The 17,262-nt window shown below is 48.0% G+C and carries 20 protein-coding genes; 9 read left to right on the top strand and 11 right to left on the bottom strand.

The window, feature by feature from the left end:
• Positions 1-7: 7 nt before the first annotated feature.
• The 7 genes from pstB (at position 8) to clpB (ending at position 7,367) form a co-directional block, all read left to right on the top strand.
• Positions 8-796, top strand: coding sequence for a phosphate ABC transporter ATP-binding protein PstB (pstB, locus tag Pelsub_RS06740; protein ID WP_116224488.1), 789 nt, complete (start codon positions 8-10; stop codon positions 794-796).
• Positions 797-814: 18 nt separating this feature from the next.
• Positions 815-1,492: a phosphate signaling complex protein PhoU gene (gene phoU, locus Pelsub_RS06735; RefSeq protein WP_116224489.1), complete on the top strand. Its 678-nt coding sequence runs from the start codon at positions 815-817 to the stop codon at positions 1,490-1,492.
• Positions 1,493-1,583: 91 nt separating this feature from the next.
• Positions 1,584-2,321, top strand: coding sequence for a dTMP kinase (gene tmk / locus Pelsub_RS06730; protein ID WP_116224490.1), 738 nt, complete (start codon positions 1,584-1,586; stop codon positions 2,319-2,321).
• Positions 2,314-3,000, top strand: a complete 687-nt coding sequence (locus Pelsub_RS06725) for a dTMP kinase (RefSeq protein WP_116224491.1) — start codon at positions 2,314-2,316, stop codon at positions 2,998-3,000. The genes tmk and Pelsub_RS06725 overlap by 8 nt, the downstream gene beginning before the upstream one ends.
• An 18-nt stretch (positions 3,001-3,018) precedes the next feature.
• Entirely contained in the window at positions 3,019-4,038 is a 1,020-nt protein-coding gene (locus tag Pelsub_RS06720; protein WP_116224492.1) for a CHAD domain-containing protein, read from the top strand.
• 15 nt (positions 4,039-4,053) lie between these two features.
• Positions 4,054-4,704 carry an HD domain-containing protein gene (locus Pelsub_RS06715; protein ID WP_116224493.1) on the top strand — a complete coding sequence of 217 codons (651 nt, stop codon included), beginning with the start codon at positions 4,054-4,056 and terminating at the stop codon, positions 4,702-4,704.
• A 95-nt stretch (positions 4,705-4,799) separates the two neighbouring features.
• The gene (clpB, locus tag Pelsub_RS06710; RefSeq protein WP_116224494.1) at positions 4,800-7,367 is read left to right on the top strand and encodes an ATP-dependent chaperone ClpB; all 2,568 of its coding nucleotides are present in this window, start codon (positions 4,800-4,802) and stop codon (positions 7,365-7,367) included.
• Between the two features lie 605 nt (positions 7,368-7,972).
• Here the strand turns inward: clpB and Pelsub_RS06700 are convergent.
• On the bottom strand, positions 7,973-9,256 hold the full coding sequence (locus Pelsub_RS06700) for a hypothetical protein (RefSeq protein ID WP_116224496.1): 1,284 nt from the start codon (positions 9,254-9,256) through the stop codon (positions 7,973-7,975).
• 205 nt (positions 9,257-9,461) lie between these two features.
• Here Pelsub_RS06700 and Pelsub_RS06695 point away from each other — a divergent pair, with 205 nt between their 5' ends.
• Positions 9,462-10,514: an NBR1-Ig-like domain-containing protein gene (locus Pelsub_RS06695; RefSeq protein WP_116224497.1), complete on the top strand. Its 1,053-nt coding sequence runs from the start codon at positions 9,462-9,464 to the stop codon at positions 10,512-10,514.
• A 94-nt stretch (positions 10,515-10,608) separates the two neighbouring features.
• Here the strand turns inward: Pelsub_RS06695 and Pelsub_RS06690 are convergent, their stop codons facing one another.
• Positions 10,609-10,845 carry a hypothetical protein gene (locus Pelsub_RS06690; RefSeq protein ID WP_116224498.1) on the bottom strand — a complete coding sequence of 79 codons (237 nt, stop codon included), beginning with the start codon at positions 10,843-10,845 and terminating at the stop codon, positions 10,609-10,611.
• 197 nt (positions 10,846-11,042) lie between these two features.
• Here Pelsub_RS06690 and Pelsub_RS06685 point away from each other — a divergent pair, with 197 nt between their 5' ends.
• Positions 11,043-11,666, top strand: a complete 624-nt coding sequence (locus tag Pelsub_RS06685) for an NBR1-Ig-like domain-containing protein (protein ID WP_158675015.1) — start codon at positions 11,043-11,045, stop codon at positions 11,664-11,666.
• A gap of 76 nt (positions 11,667-11,742) precedes the next feature.
• Here the strand turns inward: Pelsub_RS06685 and Pelsub_RS06680 are convergent, their stop codons facing one another.
• The 9 genes from Pelsub_RS06680 to Pelsub_RS06635 all read right to left on the bottom strand — a co-directional run bounded on the left by Pelsub_RS06680 (position 11,743) and on the right by Pelsub_RS06635 (position 17,258).
• A complete protein-coding gene (locus Pelsub_RS06680; protein ID WP_126440440.1) occupies positions 11,743-12,099 on the bottom strand; it encodes a hypothetical protein in 357 nt (118 codons plus the stop codon).
• Between the two features lie 351 nt (positions 12,100-12,450).
• Complete coding sequence (locus Pelsub_RS06670; protein WP_158675014.1) at positions 12,451-12,549, bottom strand: hypothetical protein; 99 nt, start codon at positions 12,547-12,549, stop codon at positions 12,451-12,453.
• 65 nt (positions 12,550-12,614) lie between these two features.
• Entirely contained in the window at positions 12,615-12,782 is a 168-nt protein-coding gene (locus Pelsub_RS06665; RefSeq protein WP_198418413.1) for a Flp family type IVb pilin, read from the bottom strand.
• Between the two features lie 50 nt (positions 12,783-12,832).
• Entirely contained in the window at positions 12,833-13,000 is a 168-nt protein-coding gene (locus tag Pelsub_RS06660; protein WP_198418413.1) for a Flp family type IVb pilin, read from the bottom strand.
• Positions 13,001-13,061: 61 nt separating this feature from the next.
• Positions 13,062-13,721, bottom strand: coding sequence for a hypothetical protein (locus tag Pelsub_RS06655; RefSeq protein WP_116224504.1), 660 nt, complete (start codon positions 13,719-13,721; stop codon positions 13,062-13,064).
• Positions 13,714-14,763: a hypothetical protein gene (locus Pelsub_RS06650; RefSeq protein ID WP_126440434.1), complete on the bottom strand. Its 1,050-nt coding sequence runs from the start codon at positions 14,761-14,763 to the stop codon at positions 13,714-13,716. The genes Pelsub_RS06655 and Pelsub_RS06650 overlap by 8 nt, the downstream gene beginning before the upstream one ends.
• A gap of 86 nt (positions 14,764-14,849) precedes the next feature.
• Positions 14,850-15,410 carry a methyltransferase family protein gene (locus Pelsub_RS06645; RefSeq protein ID WP_116224506.1) on the bottom strand — a complete coding sequence of 187 codons (561 nt, stop codon included), beginning with the start codon at positions 15,408-15,410 and terminating at the stop codon, positions 14,850-14,852.
• A 14-nt stretch (positions 15,411-15,424) separates the two neighbouring features.
• Complete coding sequence (locus tag Pelsub_RS06640) at positions 15,425-16,300, bottom strand: type II secretion system F family protein (protein ID WP_116224507.1); 876 nt, start codon at positions 16,298-16,300, stop codon at positions 15,425-15,427.
• Between the two features lie 7 nt (positions 16,301-16,307).
• On the bottom strand, positions 16,308-17,258 hold the full coding sequence (locus tag Pelsub_RS06635; protein WP_116224508.1) for a hypothetical protein: 951 nt from the start codon (positions 17,256-17,258) through the stop codon (positions 16,308-16,310).
• Positions 17,259-17,262: the final 4 nt, after the last annotated feature.

The raw sequence follows: 17,262 nt of genomic DNA, 5'->3' as shown, positions 1-17,262 counted from the left end.
GTCCAAAATGATTGATAATAACCATGTAATTCCTCAAACAAAAATCCGAGTCGAGAATTTCAATTTATTCTATGGAAAATTCCAGGCTCTTGATAAAATCACCATCGACATCCCCAGCAATCAAATTACGGCTATCATCGGCCCGTCCGGCTGTGGGAAGAGCACCTTCATTCGCTCTTTCAACCGCATGAACGAGTTGATCCCCTCTGTTCGCACCGAAGGGAAGATCATCCTGGACAGCAAGGATATTTTCGAAATCGATCCGGTCGAATTGCGTAAGCAGGTCGGTATGGTCTTCCAGCGTCCAAATCCATTCCCCAAAACCATTTTTGAGAACATCGCTTTCGGGCCACGCGCCCACGGTATCCGCGATCACCGAATTTTGGAAGAAATTGTGGAAAAAAGCCTGCGCCAGGCCGCTTTGTGGGATGAGGTCAAAGACACCTTGAACAAATCCGGATTAGCCCTCTCCGGCGGACAGCAGCAGCGCCTGTGTATCGCGCGCGCTTTAGCCGTGGAACCGGAAGTCATTTTGATGGACGAACCCGCCTCTGCGCTGGATCCCATTGCTACCTTAAAAATTGAGGAACTAATAGAGCAATTGAAGGAAAAATATACTATAGTTATAGTAACGCATAATATGCAGCAGGCAGCCAGAGCATCCGACTTTACACTCTTTTTTAATATGGCAGAGAGCCGTGCGGGCTATTTGGTAGAATCCGGGAAAACGACCGATATTTTCACAAATCCTAAAAATGAACTGACTGAACAGTATATTTCGGGCAGGTTTGGCTAAACGTTGAAGAGGTGATAAATGGCACGTGAGTTATTCGAGAGAAAAATCAAACAAATACAAGATGAAATTCTGCTGTTGGGCAGCATGGTGGAACAAGCTACCCTGGACTCGGTCACCTCATTCAAGGATCGCGATATTCAAACAGCCAAAGCCTTGATTGAAGACGATCAAAACATCAACGACAAGCGTTTCGCGATTGAAAATGCTATTCTGATCCTCTTAGCCACGCAGCAGCCCCTCGCCCACGACCTGCGCCTGTTGGCTGCCATGCTGTTGGTAGCGAATGAATTGGAACGCATGGGGGATTATGCCAAAGGTATTGCAAACAACACCATCCGCCTGGGCATCAGCGACCTGCCGATTCCCTACCGGGATATTGAAAAGATGGGCGAACTGGCGGTCAGCATGCTGCACCGTTCTTTATCCGCCTTTATTAGCGAAGATATCAGTCAGGCTCTCGCCATACCACACGAAGACGACGAAGTGGACGCGTTATTCAACAAATGTTATCGGACCATCGTGAACGGCATGATCGCGAATCCGGCCACGATCGACGATGCCAGTTTGCTCCTTTGGGTTGTTCACAACCTGGAACGATTAGCCGATCGCGTGGTTAATATATGTGAAAGAACTGTTTTCATCAAATCCGGCGAGATGATGGAAATGGACGGCTCTGAGGACGAAGTCGAGGGTTAACCGGTCTAACTGCTACTATTTCAGACTGGGATGAGAGCTTGATATAATCTACATATCAAGCTCTTTTAATAAATAAAAGGATTGGATCGCCATGCTGCAAAAAAATCCATGTAAAGGTAAATTAATCGTTGTTGAAGGTATTGATGGGAGCGGTAAATCCACCCAGATTGACCTGATCTATAAGTGGCTGGTTGAAAGAGGAAAATCAGTCTATTTCAGCGAGTGGAACTCTTCCCCTGTCGTGAAAAGCACCACCCGATTGGGGAAGAAACAGAAATCCTTTACACCGACCACTTTCAGCCTGATTCAAGCGACTGATTTCGCCAACCGCTGGGAAAATCAATTCCTGCCAATGCTAAAGGCAGGTGTGATTGTGTTGGCCGATCGTTATGCCTTCACCGGTTTCGCGCGCGATGTTGCCCGCGGTGTCGATCCTTCCTGGGTGCGCAATTTGTATTCTTTCGCCTACCAACCCGACCTGGTACTGTATTTCCGTGTGCCGTTGGATGACGCGATTGAACGTATTACATTCGGCCGCGCCAAACTGAAGTATTACGAAGCCGGCATGGACTTGGGCCTTTCCGATAATAAAGTAACCAGCTTCCGCCTTTTCCAGTCCAGAATTTTGGAAGAATATGAAAAAATGGTGGATGAATTCAGCTTTGAAGTGATTGACGCGGTCCAACCGGTTTTCCAACAGCAAAAACACATTCGGCGGCTGGTCAGCGGAATTTTACGCGGGTGGCATGGACTGCCCAACCCAATTCAATCGGCCAGAGAGTACAGCCGTATGGGAACAAAGAGCACGGAGGAAAGCAGCCATGACTAAACCTCAATATTACGGCGCCGGCCTTCCCTACAAGAAAATTGGCGACCTTCCCGGAAAACTCATTGTCCTGGAAGGCACCGATGGAGTTGGACGTTCTACACAAATCCAGTTGCTCAAGCGCTGGCTGGAAAAAAGCGGCTACGCTGTTTCCGATACCGGGCTGCGTCGTTCCCCGCTCACACAGGCAGGTCTGGAAGAGGCCAAGAACGGCACCACGCTCACACCGCTCACCATCAGCTTATTTTATGCCACCGATTTTGCCGACCGGCTTGAAAACCAGATTATACCGGCTCTTAAGGCAGGCTTTTTCGTGTTATCCGACCGCTACTTCTATTCAATTGTCGCGCGTGATGTTGTGCGCGGTATCAACCCGCAGTGGGCCCGGGATATTTATGGCTTTGCGCTAATCCCGGATACGATCTTCTACCTGAAAGCCGATGTCGACACGCTGGTAACCCGCATTGTGCATGGACGCGGATTTGATTATTGGGAATCCGGCATGGATATTCTCAATCAGGATAACCTGTACGACAGCTTCCGCCATTACCAGGAATGCATGATTGCGCAATTTGACCAGATGGCCAAGGAGTATAACTTCCAGACCATAGACGCCAATCGCTCCACCCATGATGTCAACGAAAGCATCAAGGCGCTGCTTCAACCCGTTTTGCAAAAGTAAACAGAAAGTGAATTCCGCTTGGCTTCTAAAAATAACGACTTAACCATTCAACAATATTGCGCCCAATCCATGCTTCCCGGTCTGGAGGCGCTTCGGAAAAAAGCCCACAACATTCAACATCGTCAGGATATTGAAGATATTCATGATTTACGCGTCGCCTCAAGACGCATCCGGACATGTCTGGATATCTTTTCAGACAGCCTGCCCTCCAAGAAAACGAAAATCTGGGTACGGGATATCAGGGAAATCACCAAATCATACGGCCAGGTACGAGATTTGGACGTACAGATTGACCTGTTGAATCAAATCTATAAATCGGTGGATGACAGTAATCTCCAATCCGGTTTGCGCCGCGTCCGTCTGCGCCTGAAACAGAAAAGACGCGTGAAAGATGCCAACACGCAAAAAATCTCCAGAGGATTGATGGAAAACACCAGCCTGCTGGAAATGGATTCCTGGGCGAAAGCCATCCTGGAAATTGAACCAGAAGTTCCTCAAACGCATGGTCCGCTCTTTCAGTTAGGCTATGAGCATGTGCAAAATCGCCTGGATGAATTCCTTTTCTACGAGGTATTTATTTTCGATCCCACGCGCGTTGAAGAACTGCACCAGATGCGCATCGCGGCAAAACGCCTGCGTTACGCATTGGAAGTCTTTTCTTTGCTGTACAAGGGCAAATCCGATTTTGCGCTGGAAATTACCCGCCAAACCCAGCAATTTCTCGGTGAAATTCACGATGCGGACGTCTGGATTTCTTATCTGCCCGCATTTATGGAAAAGGAACAGCAGCGCGTCCTTGATTTCTATGGATATAAAAGCCCCTTCAACCGTTTAAAACCGGGTATTGAATTCCTGCTTGAAAACCGCCGGCAAGAACGCCTGCGTTTATACGATGAATTCCTTGAAGCCTGGAAAAACTGGAAACTTAAAGAAACTTGGTTGAATTTGCGGAAAGTAATCTTCCTGACAAATCTGGAAGAACAACAGCGTGACGCAGCCGTCTCATCCGTCTTGCCTCCGGCAGAAGACAAATCCTAAAAGGTCACCATCCTTATGACAAAGAAAGCATTTTCTCGTGATTTAAATAATGAAGAGAAGGTCGAGTTAAAAGCTGTCCTGAAAGTTGCCAAACAATGTAATTATGAGTCCAAGCATACCCGGCACGTTACTCAACTTGCTTTAGAGCTGTTTGATGATCTGGCCGATCTGCACCAAATGGGCCCGCATGACCGCTATTACCTGCTGTGCGCAGCGCTGCTGCACGATATCGGGGTCCATACCGAAGGCCCCCACGGCCATCATAAAACCGCGCTGAACATCATCCTCAGCACACCGCTTTTAAAATTCAGTCAGAAGGATCGCTTAATCATCGGCTCCATCGCGCGCTACCACCGCAGGGCACTGCCCTCCCGCAACCATGACCATTTCCGCGCGCTTAATCCCGACGAGAGAAAAACGGTCTGCAAGCTGGCCGGTATTTTGCGTGTGGCCGATGGCCTTGATTACTCCCACCGCAGCCGCATCAGCCATACCCATACAGCGTTTACGGATAAGAAGATCCTCTGCACGTGTTACGTCCGCAAGGAACCGGTAAAAAAAGAAATCGGATCCGCGGAAAAGAAAAGCGACTTGCTGGCAGAAACCTTCAACCGTAAAATTAGCTTCAAGACCCTGAAAGGGGAAGAATTTATCGGTTGGAGCTAGCCGGTTATTAATTTTATTCTTACGCTCTTCCTACAATATTTTGACGTCCATCGATTATCCTAATATCGGAAAATTAGGGATTAATAGAGGTAACTATGGACATCAACAAATTTACTCAAAAAGCACAAGAAGCAATCTACCAATCACAGCAATTGGCACGGGATTATGGCCATCAGACCATTGAACCAGCTCATTTATTGCAAGCGTTGCTGGAACAACCTGAAGGGGTTGTCCCTGCGGTTATCACCAAGATTGCCGGCAACACTCAGGCATTATTGCAGGATGTAAAAAATGAACTCGACAGTCGCCCCAAAGTCTCCGGTTGGTCGGGAGAAGTTGGTTTTTCTCAGGCCACCGCCCAGGTTCTGGAAGCGGCCGAGCGTTTTGCCAAAGGTATGCAGGATGAATTCACATCCACCGAGCATATCCTTTTAGGTCTGTTGGAAAGCCCGGAATCCAAGCGGCTAAGCCAATATGGGCTGACTAAGGATTCCGTGTTGAAAGCATTGGTGGAAATTCGCGGCAATCAACGCGTGACATCCGCCAACCCCGAGTCCACCTACCAGGCACTGGAAAAATACGGGCGCGATTTGACCGCCATGGCCCGTCAGGGAAAACTAGACCCGGTCATCGGCCGCGACGAAGAAATCCGCCGGTTGATCCAGATCCTTTCACGCCGTACCAAGAACAACCCGGCTTTGATCGGCGAACCCGGTGTGGGCAAGACCGCCGTGGTGGAAGGTCTGGCACAGCGCATCGTGCACGGCGACGTGCCCGAGGGATTGAAGAACAAACGCATTATCCAGCTGGACCTGAGCGCCCTGGTTGCCGGGGCTAAATTCCGCGGCGAATTCGAGGAGCGGCTGAAAGCTGTCCTCAAGGAAATTCAGAATTCATCCGGTGAGATTTTACTTTTCATCGACGAAATGCATACTGTAGTCGGCGCGGGTGCTGCCGAGGGTTCCATGGACGCCGGCAACATGCTCAAACCTATGCTGGCGCGCGGCGAGCTGCACATGATCGGCGCCACCACTACCAACGAATATCGCAAGTACATCGAAAAAGACGCGGCACTGGAACGCCGTTTCCAACCGCTGCTGGTGACTGAACCCAGCACGGAGGATACGATCAGCATTCTGCGTGGACTTAAGCAAAAATATGAAGTGCACCACGGCGTGCGTATCACAGACGCGGCGGTCATCGCGGCTGCCACATTATCGGATCGCTACATCACCGACCGGCAGCTGCCGGATAAAGCCATCGACCTGATCGATGAAGCCGCGGCGCGCCTGCGCACCGAGATCGATTCCAAACCTTCCGCTTTGGACGAAGTTGACCGGCAGATTATGCAGCTTGAAATTGAAAAACAGGCTCTGCAGAAGGAGAGCGACAAGGCTGCCAAGAAACGCCTGGGCGACATCGAAAAGCACATTGCCGACCTGAAGGAACAACAAACCTCTCTGCAAACACGCTGGCAGACTGAAAAGCAGGCTATCAGCGAACTGAGCGCTATCAAAGAGAAAATCGAAGCGACCCAATTGGAAATCGAACAGGCTGAGCGCCAATCCGATCTGGAAAAGGCCGCCCGGCTGCGTTACGGCGAGCTGCCGGATTTGGAGAAACGTCGCGCGGAAGCCGAAGCCAGGCTGCAGGAATTGCAGAAAAACGGCGCTTTGTTAAAAGAAGAAGTGGATGCGGAGGAAATCGCGTCGGTGGTTTCGCGCTGGACTGGCATCCCCGTTTCCAAACTGATGGAAGGGGAAATGGAAAAGCTGGTTCATTTGGAAGATTACCTGCACAAACGGGTGATCGGCCAGGACGAAGCGGTACGGGTGGTTTCCAACGCGGTGCGACGCGCCCGTGCCGGTTTGCAGGATCCCAACCGCCCCATCGGTTCCTTTATCTTCCTGGGCCCCACCGGTGTCGGCAAAACCGAACTGGCGCGCTCCCTGGCAGAGTTCCTATTTGACGATGAACGTTCCATGGTGCGGATCGACATGAGCGAATATCAGGAAAAACACACTGTTTCGCGGTTGATCGGTGCACCTCCGGGATACGTTGGTTTTGAGGAAGGCGGCCAGCTCACGGAAGCGGTGCGCCGCCGGCCGTACAGCGTGGTGCTGTTCGACGAGATCGAAAAAGCACATTATGAGGTCTTCAACCTGCTGCTGCAAATCCTGGACGACGGCCGGCTGACCGACGGTCAGGGCCGCACGGTGGATTTCCGCAACACGGTCATCATCATGACCAGCAACCTGGGCAGCGAGCTGTGGCAGACCGCCAAGACGGATGTCAGCCGTGATGAGATTACGCAGGTATTGCGCCAGCACTTCCGCCCGGAATTCATCAACCGTATCGATGAGATTGTGGTCTTCCACAAGCTTGCCAAGGAGCAATTGGAAGAGATCGTGGACATCCAGTTGGAGCGCGTCAACCAACTCATTGCAGAGCGCGGTTACAAGCTAGAAATCGACGAAAGCGCGCGCAAGTACCTGGCGGATGTGGGCTATGACCCGGATTATGGCGCCCGCCCACTGAAACGAGCCATCCAGCGCGAACTGCAGGATCCGTTGGCCATGAAGTTCCTGTCGGGCGAGATCGTACCCGGCAGCACTATTATGGTGACCAAGGGTGTGGACGGTCTGGAGTTCAAATTAAAATAGTACGCTATCAATAGAAGAGTAAAGTCCGGTAAGTATTGACTTACCGGACTTTTTTTATCGAAAGTTGAATAAAAGAGGAATATTTTCTGTCATAGGGTAAAATGTCCCCGGACAATATAGAAAAACAAAAGGCGGTGAAAATATGTCTCTCTTCTTTTATGTGTTAATTCTGTTCGTCATATGTATCTTTCTGGCAGCCCTTTTTATTAAAAAGAGCGGGAAAGACATAAACTTTGGGAATAAATATTTCTATACTGTTGTTTTTATCCTGAGTCTGATCACCCTGGTAATTTCTTTAATCCTGTTTTGGAATTTAGGTGTTTATTCGGATGAGTATGGCTCATCACCTGTCCTGGTAACCGGGGGATGGTCCTGGCTCATAATAGACTGGGTCAGGCTGGGATTGATCTTCATTCTCTGTATTATTTCCGGTTTCAAGGTATTTACTCGTTCCAAATAACCATTCTCTTGGCAAGCAAGCGCAATCAAGACAATGGGGATGGTCCTGCTTGCGCTAAACCAGTATCCGGAAAAACTTAACGGTTATAAAACGCCCTTCGGTTATATCTAATCGGAGGGCGTTTTTCACGGTAGATGGTATTTATCTAGTGACGGTATTTCAGGATGATTTGCTTCACAATATCCGGGTCAATACGGTTGGAAGTCGCCAGGATATCCTGCTCAAACGAAGCTTCGCGGATCTTTGCCATGCGGTTAAACATCTCCAGATCCAGGTTCTCGCCAATCATCTTCATATTCCAGAACACCAATAACGCAGCTGCCAGAAACAATAGTGCTTTGCGTGCGCTTGCTTTTTCTTTTATTTGGTCTGAAGCCGCGGCAAAAATGACCAGAGCCATTTGGGGAATGTATAGCGTGCGGTAACGGAAGAGCTGGAAATGAATCAGACCGTTCAATAAAATGATCACCAGGCTGATGCGTTGGAAACGGGTCAGCTTCTTGCCCCAACTGAGCACGAAGATCAGCAGCGTGCAGGACACCACCACCAGCGAATTCATCTTGGTGCCGATCATGGATAGCTTGCCCTGGCCGTCGAAAATGGGCAGGAATACCGCCAGGATATTTTTAACCACATTCTCCGCATAAGCGGCTATGCGCATCCCGCCCTGCAAGGTACCCAAATTCTCGTAATAGGTTCTACCGAATAAATAGCCGGCCTCCGTGTACGTTGCCGCGTTGGAACCAAAGATCACAAAACGCAGCAAACCGTAAGCTCCCAGCATGATCACCAACGACAAGACTGCGGGATGAGTCAGACGAGTACGCAACTCCACTACCAGGTAATACAGCGCGATCAGGGGCAGGATCAACCCTGATTCCTTGCTCATTAACGCCAAAAACGAAAGCAGCAAAAGCACCCAAACCTTTGGCAATTTTCCCTCCGGTACGCGTGCCAGGTAATTAAGCAGGATCATTAAAAAGAATGTCACAAACAGGGTCGGCCGATCCGAAACCCAGGTCGGGCCGCTGACCGTGTAAAGAGAAATAAGGGCTACACAGGAAAGCATAAAAGTCAATATCCAATTCCGCGAGGAGTATAATTTCACCAGCAATGCATACAAGAGCATAATTATCGCGATATGCAAAAATAGATTAAGCAGCTGCGCCGGACCGGAAGAAACGCCAAAAACACGATAGGACAACCATAAGGAAAGGGAATGTAAAGGCCGGTAACCATAATTACCGAAACCCCAATCGCCGGCGAAGAAATCCAGGGGATTAGCCGTGGCTTTAGCGGAAGATAACAACACTAAATCGTCAAAGTCAACCGGCACAAAACGCAGCGCAACGTTATAGAAAGCATAGCCAATGATTGCTAAGAGAAAAAAGGGAAAGGCTCCCTCTTTCCACCCATCTATTTTTTCCATTAACCTACTCAATGAATTTTTCATTCATTCTCCTTACCATTCAAAATTCTCCAACCTAATTATATGTATATTAATTAAGAATAATTCACCGATACACGTATCCAGTAATATATGTAAATTACATTCGTCATACGTTAATATATTGTGAGCCACTTTTCAACAAAATTGTATTACAAATAGAATCGCTAACGTAGGAGACCCAACTATGAATAAGAAAACAAAGAACTACGTAATTATGGGGATATTGGTTTGTAGTCTTTTGTCCGCATGTAATTTCCCGCTGGCAAAGAAAAAAGGAGAGGCTGCTCCTACTCCATTAAGTGATAGTGAAATTCTGGGAACCGCTGTTGCTCAAACCCTAAGCGCTTACCAAGCCGAACTTGCGAACACCGAGACAGAAGCAACCGCTACACCATTGCCCATGGTTACCCCAATGGTGGAGGCTACCGATTCAACCGGACTCAAACCAACAGTCCAAAGCTATAACGCGCAGGCCTGCTATTCCGCCAACATATCAGCCGAAACCATTTCAGATTACACAAAAATGGATCGGGATGAAGATTTCACCAAAACATGGACTATCGTCAATACCGGCACCTGCGCCTGGGACAAGGGCACACTGTTAGTGTTCGTTAACGGCGATAGAATGGGCGGAGATTCTTCTGAGGCTATCGGTACCCAGGTAACGCCGGGAGGACACATCACCGCCTCAGTGGATTTGACCTCGCCATCTTCCAAAGGAACCTATTCCGGTAAATGGGCTCTGCAAACTGCAGACGGTACCCACATTGTTTACTTGACGGTCGTCATTGTGGTAAATGAGGACGATGACGATTTCTATGTCAGTACGGTTTCTTTCTCCTCCGCGGAGACATATTCCGGTGTGTGCCCTTACACTTATACCTATAAAGCCCATATCACCACAAAAGGAGATGGCGATGTGGTGTATCACTTCAAGTACAGCGATGGGTCAACCAGTTCCTCCAAGACGCTTGAATTCGAGGATGGCGAAACCCAAACTGTCAGCGGATCGTGGACATTGAGTAGCAGCGGTTCCTATTGGGTCAAGGTGTATATCGATGATCCTAATAACCAAACTTTTGGATCGGCTAAATTAACACTCACCTGTGCCAGCCCGACCAAGACAGCCACAACCGCACCAACCGAGACCACTGAGCCGACCACAGCACCTACAGCTGAGCCAACCACAGAACCTACCATTGAAGAAACTGAAGAAGGAGGGGAAACGAGTGGTTAATCAATAATTTTCACTAACAGGATTGTAAGAGGAGTGTAATGTTACTGCTATCATACCGACAAATGATGGCAGTAATATTTAATAATAACCGTTCTCACTTGTTTGAAAAGTGACAGAAATTCATAATAAGAGTTGCTATGCGCGTCAAAAAGGATTGGAGCATTTCTATGGAAAAGAAGATAATAATTCTAATCTCCACACTGGCGCCGGCAAGCTCCTTTTTTTCAGCTTGCAGCATAATCAGCTCTGACGATACAATTGCTGTACAGGCATCTAAAGCTTTAAAAGACACCTTGGAAAAGACAGCTGAAGCAGAAGAAACATCGCCCACCTATACACCTTACCCCACCTATACACCTTACCCCACCTATACACCTTATCCCACTTATACGCCTATCCCGACTACTATGCCATATTATAATAATTTTGGGGTATCGCCTTCCAATAATACTCATCCGGGAGGAATGCCGCCCGCGAATTCAAGCAGCGATCCCAGACCTCCCATGCCAAGATAATTAGGAAATGAATATGAAGAAATATTCTGGACTTTTAACAATTTTAGCGGTTTTGCTGGTTTCCAGCGCATGCTATTTCCCGACGGTCATGACAGAGGACGAAGCTGTCGCAACCGAGGTTCAAAAAGTGCTTGAAGATATTCAAGACGAAACCGCTACAGCAAATGCAGCCGCAACTTATACGCCCTATCCCACTTATACACCCGCGCCAACTTATACGCCCCAGGCAACGGCCTGGGTCAACCCATATTATAACCCATACTATAACCAATACATTCCCAGCGATTCGGGTGGTAGATACATTCGTAGCTGTAACAATGCGGAATTTATTGGTGAGAATTTTTACGATTATGCGATATTCAATAATGGAACTGTTTTCACCAAAACCTGGGTACTAAGGAATACCGGCGTTTGCACATGGACTACCGATTATAAATTGGTATTTAAATATGGAAATTCTATGAGCAGTGATATTTCCTCCAACCTGCCCTATGATGTACCGCCGGGAGGAATTGTGGAATTATCTGTTGATATGAAAGCACCAGCTGCCGATGGCACATATAAAGGCTACTGGACAATTCAATCCGATGTTGGTGAACAGTTTTTTGATTTTTGGGTTGCTATAAAAGTGAGATAAAGAATTTCTACAGGAAATTTTATTAGATCGCTATACGGAAAAGATTTTTTTAAAAATACTCTTCGATAATTCTCTCTTATCGTCTCGCCTCCGCTTCGGCTGCAGAAAGGACATTGAACGTCAAGGGCGCCACACCCGGCAACGTCCAAATCATCTGGGCCGAAGCGTGGCATTCTACTATATGATCACTTACAACAGATACAGCCGTTAATGCCGGGCTATATTTCTCAATATTTGATTGGGCGACAGTGCTGTTAAATTCGCGCAAGGCATATGCGGTGGCATTAGAACTATCAATGCGCACCACACCATAATCGATGAAGTAAGACACATCCACTGCTTGCACGGCGGCTGTGCAAGCTGCGTCCACAGCTGTTTGGATATGTACGCCTACGTACATAGCCCGCACGATTTCCGATGACAAAACCAACATTGGCATCGCCACTAACGTGATCAACATCACGGTATAGGGCATCACATAACCCTTACAATCTCGCCAGAATTTTTTGATCACCAGCCCTCCTGACGGAATGTAGAAAGGGCAGTGCCTTCAAAGTTCATCTGATCGCCGCCGCCTATGTAGGTTATCAGACTTCCTATATAGTTTGGCACTGCCCAATCCACCACAACATTTACCTGCGCGCCTCGATACCCTCCCCCGTTCGCACTTATCGCGTACGTCCCTACCGAGATTGCATCCAGTCGGCCTTGTGTTGCCGCAACGGCATTGGCCGCCGGGTTGACCTGTGATACCGATCCCACCCGCGCTCCATAATTCGCCGCGTTACGCACGGCTTCCGCTGCACACGAGGGCCATCGCCAGGTTCACCATGGCAAAGGTCAGCAGCACCACCACCGGTAGGGTGATGGCTGATTCTGCCATCGAGCTCCCCTTCTTGCTTCCTTTCCTTTGCCACGTCATTTTGCTTTTCCTTCGCCTTCAGGCTATTACATATTGCTGACTAAGTCGTTGATCTTGGCCACAATGGTCGATCCCAGGCTGGTGAATGCCACGATCGCTACCAGGATCAATACCGCTGCGATTACTGCATACTCTGCCATGGTCGCGCCTTTGCGGTCTTTCAACATTCCATATAAATGCATTATCGTATTCATTTCTGCTCCTTTATTCCTTCTTCTTTTCTCTCTTTTCGTCTCGCCACTGCTTACATATTGCTGACCAGATCATTGATCTTGGCCACAATCGTTGATCCCAAGCTCGTGAACGCTACGATCGCTACCAGGATCAATACCGCTGCGATTACCGCATACTCTGCCATGGTCGCACCTTTGCGATCCTTCAGCATCCCGTATAAATGCATGATTGTGTTCATCTTTGCTCCTTTCATCAAATTCTTCCCATTTTTATTTTTTTGATGACTTTTTAATAGGCAGTCATCCCGATGCCTTTGCAAACCGTTGTTTCACCCAATTCAACGCAGTAGTAAATACACTTCTGATTTGCAGTTTAAGGTTTTCCAGGTCAAAACTAATCAACGGTATATGCTCCTCATTTGTTTGGACGGGTATCATATAGAAATAAAGTGCCTTCAATCCCATCCAGTTCAAACCAAGCATTTTCCCGGCTGTTTCAATCTCTACCTCGAACCATTCGTGCACAGTGGCATTGGATCGTTCAACCACTTGTACTTTCGCAGGTTGTGAACCCAACAGCGGCTCAACCAATTTGGATACTTTACGTGTCTTCGATTCAATCTTGCGGACTGCCGCACGTAATTCCCTATTTGAAAGTGGGCTGACTACCAGTCTGACACCTTCGCCGGCGATCAACTCCAAAGCAGGCGGATTCTCAAATCTGCGGCCCTGATCCACAATCTTCAAATTGACCTGACTGCCAAGCCATTGGAGCGCATCCGGCATAAAGATTTCCTTGCGATATGCTTCGCGGCGATCGCGCATTTGAGATTGGTACCAATCCTCAAGGACAAAACGCATTTGCTTCATGATGTGCGCTTGCCGTTGGTTGGACAGAAAAATCACAACCGTCATCACAACAATTAAAGCGATAGTAATACTTGCGAAGAAATCAATCATATTTCTTCCTTTCCAAATGGCGCGCACTATTATCCATATGCGCATATCTTGCCGTCATTAACGTTAATTCCATCAGAGCTCGGCGGCGCGGATCGTACATGGCCACTAATCCCAGGCTGATCAGGATCCCGTAAATGGCAGCCAGCGGCCAGAAATGATTAACCACGGTAACCTTTGTACTGCTGTTCGATAAGTTTCCAGCCTTGTCCATGACTCTGGCTAGGATAATGTAATCGTCATCTTTTAATCCTTCAGTAGCCCACAGGTAGGACCAACTCGAATCCTTCACATTCGCCCGTTTCCAACCTTTTCCGCTGTCAATCCAAACCCCGGCCACTCCCGAATTCATTTCCGAAATAGGGCCGCTTAATTCAATATTTCCATAATATTGATCTGGAGAAGTAAACTCGACCAGCGGTGCATCCAAATCCAAAACAACTCGCGTTTCAACCGGTGTACGGTTACCGGCAATATCTTCCACATAACCGCTCACTAAATAATCGCCGGATTTTGTTACCTTTATATATGCCGAGGTTGAGTTGAGTTCTTTGCCGGCAACCAGTATCTGGTTGGCTGTTTGTACGCCCGCGGTACTCTCGCGTCTATCCAACAACCCGTCATCGATCATCTCAAAGGTTCCCTGTGCCGATAACGTAGTCTTGTACACACCGGAAAGCGCATCGCTTCCGTTCAAAGCTAATGAAACAGGAGTAACGTACCAATCCGGCTGTCCGTTAACTTGCGGGATATTGAAATCCACTTCAGGAGGCGTCAGATCAACCTTTATCAATTGTGTGGCGGTAGCCATGTTGCCAGCCTTGTCCACTGCCTTGCCTATCACGTAATAAGTTCCATCTTTACGAATAGTCAAAGAACGTTTGTACCAGGTACCTCCACCCAGGGAGACTTGCACATCCGCCAAACCTGAACCGCCATCGTAGGCTTTTACAAACACCTGTACAGGTTGGTTGTACCAGCCGTTATTCCCCGTGGGAGCCGGCATGGATAACACAACCGTAGGCGGATTACGGTCCCTGCCCACCTTTTTCTGCAGGGTGAAAGCAGACCCTGTAAAAATCGTTAACAAGGCTAAGCTTAAAAGGAGTGGCGTTTTCAGGCATCTATCCATTACCACACCCCCGGAATAACGCGGCTGCGAACCTGTTTTCCATAATCAGCATACCCGCGAATGATTTTTTCTTCCCAATGGATGCGCAGATAAAGAGTAGCCAACAATACCAGTGTGACCAGGATATTGCGCAAACTCAAATCAACCACCACAATTACGATAACAGAGAATAGTTCGCTGGCATACATCGGGTGGCGCAGCCATTTATAGGGGCCGCGCTTGACTAAACCGCGGTCGGCAGGAGATACATCAAAGGATTTACCCAAAGCTGCGATTGCCCAAATGGCAATCACCACGCCGAACAGGGACAGAAAACGGTTCATTGCTGGAACAGAATTGTTAACCTGAACAGCAAATGGCAGCAACGCAGATGCCCAGGCAATCAAACGCTGCAATAACGGTGCGTGACGGCTGGTTTTTCGGTGTAGAACCAACATGCAGGCTGACAGCATCGCATGCGCGAATAACGGCAGCGCCCACCATTCACCAGTTAATACCTGGTTGAGGCGTGCCCCGCCTAAAATTGCCATCAGTATGATTCCGAAATAATCCAGTAGCATTTCTTATTTTTCCTTTACATCGCGGCTGTCAAAGACACCATTAATGGAACCAAGATAGAGACAATAAACGGCAGGAAGAAGAAAAGGGTCATGGGAACCAGCAATTCATTATCCATATTGGATGCCGTTTGTTGAATCTGCGATTTATATTCGCGCGCTAAACCGCGGGCAATTTCGATCATAATTCTGGAAGCATCAACGCCTTTGGATGCCACCCGGTCAAGCTGCATTGCAAAACGGGAGAGCTCCGGTAAATCATGCCGGCCCAGCTCTTCCATCAAAACGCCTTTGCTGGCGCCGCGGCTGAACATTGCCCGTTCACTTTGCCTGGATTGGGAGACTGCATCGTTGATAACCTTGCCTAAAGGTCCGGGTAATTCTCCGGCACGGCTGATGGCTTGACCAGCGGTACTGCCGGCGTCCATCTCCGCTGCAATCACAGTGGCTGTCTCTGGCAGTAAACGTTTGACCAATTTCTTTGTTTCAGTGGCCTTGCCATTGACCAGTAAATAAGGCATAAAAATCGCGAATATGACCAACAGCCAGGCGAAATATGGCAATCCGAACAACAGAATAAGGATTACGATTCCCAAAGCAGCCAATAATCCGCGCACCAGCATACCTCCGACCGACCAGGTCAAATATTCGCCGCTAACCTGCGCCCAATATAGGCTGGTTTTCCATGATCCTAAAAATCCGGTTTTCATTTTATTAACCAGCTTTTCACCACTGCGATCAAAGAAGGTATTCGCATTGCTGCCAATCATCTCCCGCACCCTTTTGCCGGAAGATTTTTCGAAGCTAAATTGAGAGGCAAACAGATACACCACCATCGCAACTAATGCCGCTGAACCGATCAAAAGGATTTGTTTTAATAGTTGTTCGTTCATATTTGCCTCACATCAGGCTATCAACCATATTGCTCATAAAGCCATAACCAAAGATCATGGTTAATATTGACATTGCATAGACAGCTTGAACAGCAGTTGTCTCCATTGAAGATTTAAATACCGGGTTGCGTGCCATAACCAGGATGATAAACAAAGTCACGCCAATAATAAGCTTAACCGCACCCTTGGCAGAATTGCCGGCAGCCAACCCCATTAAGCGAGCTTCCATCACACCTTCCAGGTTGGAGGATGCTAATGCAAATGAACGTTTCCATTCCATGCCGCCTGTCCGCCATAACCGGCCAATCAGGAAAATCATGATGCCCAGGGAGTTTGAAATACGGAATGCCTCTTCCACCAATGGTTCCAGCGCTGAAACGCCGCGTTCCTGACCCAGCCGTACAAAACGTTCGATTAGCCATTTTTTCAGGGGACTATTTAACGAGAGTACCGTGGATTCTTCTTCAACTGCCTGTAGCACGTTGGGGTTTACCTGAATGGTCGAGGTAAAACCGGAAAGAAAAATCGGAATTTCTTTATCAACCTCATTACACATGGCTGTCCAGGCGCCCGCGGCAAAAGAATTTGTAATCATAATGCCGCCTAAACCGCCAGCCATGCTGGTGATCAACGGTAAGCCAAACAAGAAGTGTAAGAAAGCGACCATCAAGAGGGATATCGCTAACCTTGCCAGGTTCAAAGCCAATTTTTCATGTTCATAGACGTCGATGTGATATTTAGAAAATGCCAGACGAATCTTGAACTCGGTTGATCCAAAATCGGATGGTTTCACTTTCTGTTCTTCCTTGAAACCAATCATCTGTTTAACCCGGTTGGAAGTGTTTTGCTTAAAAACACTCTTGGATAACTGCTGGCCGATAATATAAATCACGTAAGAAGCCAGGACAGCTCCCAAAAAAGGTAAAATCTTAGCGGCAATTTCGTTAAAATTATTCATTCTG

This window comes from Pelolinea submarina (genome assembly GCF_003966975.1).
GTDB lineage: Bacteria > Chloroflexota > Anaerolineae > Anaerolineales > Anaerolineaceae > Pelolinea > Pelolinea submarina.
Note: the sequence above shows the minus strand (reverse complement) of the source record. Positions and strands in the feature narration are given on the sequence as shown.

Bases quoted from the DNA above. Each gene is read 5' to 3' on its own strand.
- Pelsub_RS06660 (WP_198418413.1), bottom strand. From the start codon at position 13,000: ATGAACACAATCATGCATTTATACGGGATGCTGAAGGATCGCAAAGGT.
- Pelsub_RS06635 (WP_116224508.1), bottom strand. From the start codon at position 17,258: ATGAATAATTTTAACGAAATTGCCGCTAAGATTTTACCTTTTTTGGGA.
- Pelsub_RS06700 (WP_116224496.1), bottom strand. From the start codon at position 9,256: ATGGAAAAAATAGATGGGTGGAAAGAGGGAGCCTTTCCCTTTTTTCTC.
- Pelsub_RS06655 (WP_116224504.1), bottom strand. From the start codon at position 13,721: ATGATTGATTTCTTCGCAAGTATTACTATCGCTTTAATTGTTGTGATG.
- Pelsub_RS06695 (WP_116224497.1), top strand. From the start codon at position 9,462: ATGAATAAGAAAACAAAGAACTACGTAATTATGGGGATATTGGTTTGT.
- Pelsub_RS06715 (WP_116224493.1), top strand. From the start codon at position 4,054: ATGACAAAGAAAGCATTTTCTCGTGATTTAAATAATGAAGAGAAGGTC.
- Pelsub_RS06670 (WP_158675014.1), bottom strand. From the start codon at position 12,549: ATGGCAGAATCAGCCATCACCCTACCGGTGGTGGTGCTGCTGACCTTT.
- Pelsub_RS06685 (WP_158675015.1), top strand. From the start codon at position 11,043: ATGAAGAAATATTCTGGACTTTTAACAATTTTAGCGGTTTTGCTGGTT.
- pstB (WP_116224488.1), top strand. From the start codon at position 8: ATGATTGATAATAACCATGTAATTCCTCAAACAAAAATCCGAGTCGAG.
- Pelsub_RS06680 (WP_126440440.1), bottom strand. From the start codon at position 12,099: ATGTTGGTTTTGTCATCGGAAATCGTGCGGGCTATGTACGTAGGCGTA.
- Pelsub_RS06725 (WP_116224491.1), top strand. From the start codon at position 2,314: ATGACTAAACCTCAATATTACGGCGCCGGCCTTCCCTACAAGAAAATT.
- Pelsub_RS06645 (WP_116224506.1), bottom strand. From the start codon at position 15,410: ATGCTACTGGATTATTTCGGAATCATACTGATGGCAATTTTAGGCGGG.
- Pelsub_RS06665 (WP_198418413.1), bottom strand. From the start codon at position 12,782: ATGAATACGATAATGCATTTATATGGAATGTTGAAAGACCGCAAAGGC.
- Pelsub_RS06640 (WP_116224507.1), bottom strand. From the start codon at position 16,300: ATGAACGAACAACTATTAAAACAAATCCTTTTGATCGGTTCAGCGGCA.
- phoU (WP_116224489.1), top strand. From the start codon at position 815: ATGGCACGTGAGTTATTCGAGAGAAAAATCAAACAAATACAAGATGAA.
- tmk (WP_116224490.1), top strand. From the start codon at position 1,584: ATGCTGCAAAAAAATCCATGTAAAGGTAAATTAATCGTTGTTGAAGGT.
- clpB (WP_116224494.1), top strand. From the start codon at position 4,800: ATGGACATCAACAAATTTACTCAAAAAGCACAAGAAGCAATCTACCAA.